The sequence below is a fragment of the Mycobacterium sp. genome (assembly GCF_049280035.1).
GTDB lineage: Bacteria > Actinomycetota > Actinomycetes > Mycobacteriales > Mycobacteriaceae > Mycobacterium.
The window spans coordinates 1-3,607 of sequence record NZ_JBAPPI010000154.1; the positions used below are offsets into that span (position 1 = coordinate 1).

A 3,607-nucleotide genomic window follows, 5' to 3' on the forward strand; every position below is an offset into this window, starting at 1 on the left:
GAGTACTGGTCCGCGCACCCCGCACCATCGAAGCGTTGGGTCGAGTCGACACCGTGTGCTTCGACAAGACCGGCACGCTCACCGAAAACCGGCTTCGCGTGGTGCGTTCGGTGCCGGCCGCGACCAAGACGCGAGGCCCCTTCCCCGCCGCGGACGACCCGCAGGCCGCCCACGTCTTGCGGGCCGCCGGCTGGGCATCCACCCAGCCAGAAGAGGGGCGGGGTCACGCTCACGCCACCGACGAGGCAATCCTGAAAGCGGCGGATTCACTTGACGCCCATGGCGATTCGGAGTGGACCGTGCTCGCGGAGGTCCCGTTTGAGTCCAGTCGTGGCTTCGCCGCGGCGATCGGCACGCTGAGTGCGGACCCGTCCAAGCCATTGCTGATGCTCAAGGGCGCTCCAGAAGTCGTGCTGCCGCGCTGCCGGTTCGCAGATCCGGAGGCCGACTTGAACCATGCTGAGTCTTTGGTGCACAGCCTTGCCGAGCAGGGCTTGCGTGTGCTGGCCGTCGCACAGCGCAGCTGGGTGCACGACACCGAAGACGATGACGACACCGATGCCGATGCCGTCGACGCCGCCGCACATGACCTGCAGTTGCTCGGCTACGTCGGGTTAGCCGATACCGCACGACCCTCGGCACGCCCGTTGATTGAAGCGCTGGTGGACGTTGAACGAAAGGTCGTGCTGATCACCGGCGATCACCCGGTGACCGCGCGGGCGATCGCCCATCAGCTGGGCCTACCGACGGATGTGCGGGTGGTCACCGGCGCCGACCTCGCCGGCCTCGACGAGGACGCCTGTGCCAAACTGGCCGCCGACGTGCAGGTCTTCGCCAGGGTCAGCCCGGAGCAAAAGGTGCAGATCGTCGCGGCGCTGCAGCGCAGCGGGCGAGTGACGGCGATGGTCGGCGACGGCGCCAACGACGCCGCCGCCATCCGGATGGCTGACGTGGGCATCGGGGTGAGTGGCCGCGGTTCCTCCGCAGCCCGCGGTGCCGCCGACATCGTGCTGACCGAGGACGACCTGGGCGTGCTGCTCGACGCGTTGGTCGAGGGCCGCGGCATGTGGGCCGCCGTCCGCGACGCGGTGACGATCCTGGTCGGTGGCAATGTCGGCGAGGTGCTGTTCACCATCATCGGTACGGCATTCGGCAGCGGACGGGCGCCGGTGGGAACCCGTCAACTGCTACTGGTGAACTTGCTGACCGACATGTTCCCCGCGCTCGCGGTCGCCGTCACGCCGCAGTTCGACGAACCTGATGCTGAGGAATACGACACCGAGGAAGAGGCCGACGAGGCGCGGCGGGCCTACCAACGATCGGTGCTCACCGCGCCGACGCCGTCACTGGACGCTCCGCTGATGCGACAGATCGTCACCCGTGGTGCTGTCACGGCCGCCGGTGCAACGGCTGCCTGGGCTATCGGGCGCTGGACGCCGGGCACCGAAAGGCGCACGGCAACAATGGGATTGACTGCTCTGGTGACGACCCAGCTGGCCCAAACGTTGCTAACCCGGCGGCACAGCCCACTGGTCGTGGCGACCGCGCTGGGCAGCTCCGCGGTTCTGATCGCCATCGTCCAGACTCCTGGCGTCAGCCACTTCTTTGGCTGCACGCCGCTGGGGCCGGTCGCCTGGACCGGCGTGGCTGGTGCCACCGCGGCGGCCACCGGCTTGTCCGTGCTCGCGCCCAACTGGTTGGCCAAAACCGCCGGAGCCGTCCAGCCCGACCAAGCGTGAAATTCCAGCGCGACTGACCAGCTTCCAGCTGGCCGGAAGCCAATCGTCAATCGCACCATAGACTTTGGCGCGAATAGTTCGGCGCAGCAGACAAATCCGTCCCTCCCCCACGGGCTTGGGACGATGCCTTCATCAAACTGGCATTGAACCGCGCAAGCAGCTCGACCGTGTCCTATCCGATTGAGCCGCCGCTGCCAGGCAAGCTGACTGGCCAGTTACCTGACAAGCCAGTTGCACTGTCCGCTGGCGGATGCGGGTGCAACCCCAGACGGCCGATGATCCGTCCAACGTGCAGGAGGAATCGAAGATGACATCGACCGTTGCCGACTCGCATCGAGTCATCACTTGTGTCGATGACGACGGTGGCGAGCGGATAAGCGCTTTCGGAATGGACCGGGCAGAGATCTGCGGCGCGTTCAAGCCAGCAGGCCGCCCATACTGGCTGATATATATAAGCACCACCGTGGCCGAAGCGGGCGGCCGGTCGCATCCTCGCCTGGTCCCGCCACACCTTCAGCTGGGGAACCAGCAGAGCGCCCGTGAGTGGGTTGAACTAATTGCCTACCTCTACGCACGATCGGCGACATCGTGAGCGCGCCGGATGGCCGGCTCCGGGTATCGCCAGACCACGGCCAAAGTAGATTCTCGAGCGCGCAGCCCGGTGCCGGAATCCGGCGACACAGCCCGCCTCTCGGCCGCAGCCGGATGGTCGCTGCTAGTGATGGTGTGCGGCTGTCGGTGCGTGACTATGGGTCTCGCGCACCTGACCACACTGTGGTCCTTCTGCATGGCTTTTGCTTAGACCAATCGTCGTGGGATATTCAGATCGGTCAGCTGATCCGCGAGTGGGGCAATGACATTCGGATCATCAGCTACGACCATCGCGGCCATGGCGACTCCGCCGACGCGCCCATGCACACTTACCGCATCGAGCAGCTCGCCGACGATCTAGCCACGCTGCTCATAGCGCTTCGCGTTAAAGGCCCACTCACCCTCGCAGGGCACTCCATGGGCGGCATGGCAGCCCTGGCCTACCTCGGGCGGAGCGCCAGTCATCGCCCCGTCGAACCGAAATCGCTTGTCCTCGTCGCCACTGCTGCAGGCAAACTCGCCAACCGGGGCCTCGGCCGGCTATTGGCCACCCCGGCCGCGAAGATCCTCCACAGGCTCGTGCAGCACACGCCGCATTCGATGACCGACGGGATAGTTCGGGCTCTCGCCCGCCCGCTGTGGCCCGTCCTGACGAGATGTGCCGGATACGCCGCGGGCGACGGTGCTCTCGCCGCTGTATCCGCCGCAAGCATTAACGCAACCCCATTGCCGACCAAAGTCGGGTTCCTTCCCAGCCTGCGGAACTACGACCAATACCACACGCTTGGTTCTATCTCCGCCGCCACGACCGTCATCGCTGGTGGAGCCGACAAGCTCACCCCGCCCGCGCATGCCCACGATCTAGCCGCCGGCATCCCCCGGGCGATGCTCGTGCACGAGCCCGGCGCCGGACACATGCTGCTACATGACTCCCCGCGGCTCGTCACAGACACAATCAGCCGTGCCCTCACACGATCCGTTGAACCCCCTACACCACAGGATGTTCCGGCGTGATCGGCCAACGCGGCCAACCGCCCGACGTCGAGATCGGCACCTAGCCCAGTGGCGCTCTGCGCAGGTCAACGTGGTCGACAATATTTCACCCGGCTGCTTCTCGGGGTCTTGCCGGGTAGGCGTCAGAGGTCTGACGACCTCGAAAAGGCGGCAAATTCACGTTTTGGCCATCTAACAGCGGGCACTCGCAGCAAGATCGATTCATGGCGATCGCAAGCGCCGCGCAGCCGGGCGCAGCGGGTCGCCATGCGACAGGTGTTGCG

The 3,607-nt window shown here is 66.1% G+C and carries 3 protein-coding genes; all 3 read left to right on the plus strand.

Features of this window, described 5'->3' with window-relative positions; translation table 11 throughout:
* Nucleotides 1-1,739 (plus strand): cation-translocating P-type ATPase (locus tag WAN71_RS04970; protein ID WP_422224264.1); only part of this gene is annotated, 1,739 nt, incomplete at its 5' end.
* Between the two features lie 307 nt (nucleotides 1,740-2,046).
* On the plus strand, nucleotides 2,047-2,331 hold the full coding sequence (locus WAN71_RS04975) for a hypothetical protein (RefSeq protein WP_422224265.1): 285 nt from the start codon (nucleotides 2,047-2,049) through the stop codon (nucleotides 2,329-2,331).
* 113 nt (nucleotides 2,332-2,444) lie between these two features.
* The gene (locus WAN71_RS04980) at nucleotides 2,445-3,344 is read left to right on the plus strand and encodes an alpha/beta fold hydrolase (protein WP_422224266.1); all 900 of its coding nucleotides are present in this window, start codon (nucleotides 2,445-2,447) and stop codon (nucleotides 3,342-3,344) included.
* Nucleotides 3,345-3,607 lie beyond the last annotated feature (263 nt).

Coding starts and splice junctions, on each gene's coding strand:
- WAN71_RS04980 (WP_422224266.1), top strand. CDS start 2,445: ATGGTCGCTGCTAGTGATGGTGTGCGGCTGTCGGTGCGTGACTATGGG.
- WAN71_RS04975 (WP_422224265.1), top strand. CDS start 2,047: ATGACATCGACCGTTGCCGACTCGCATCGAGTCATCACTTGTGTCGAT.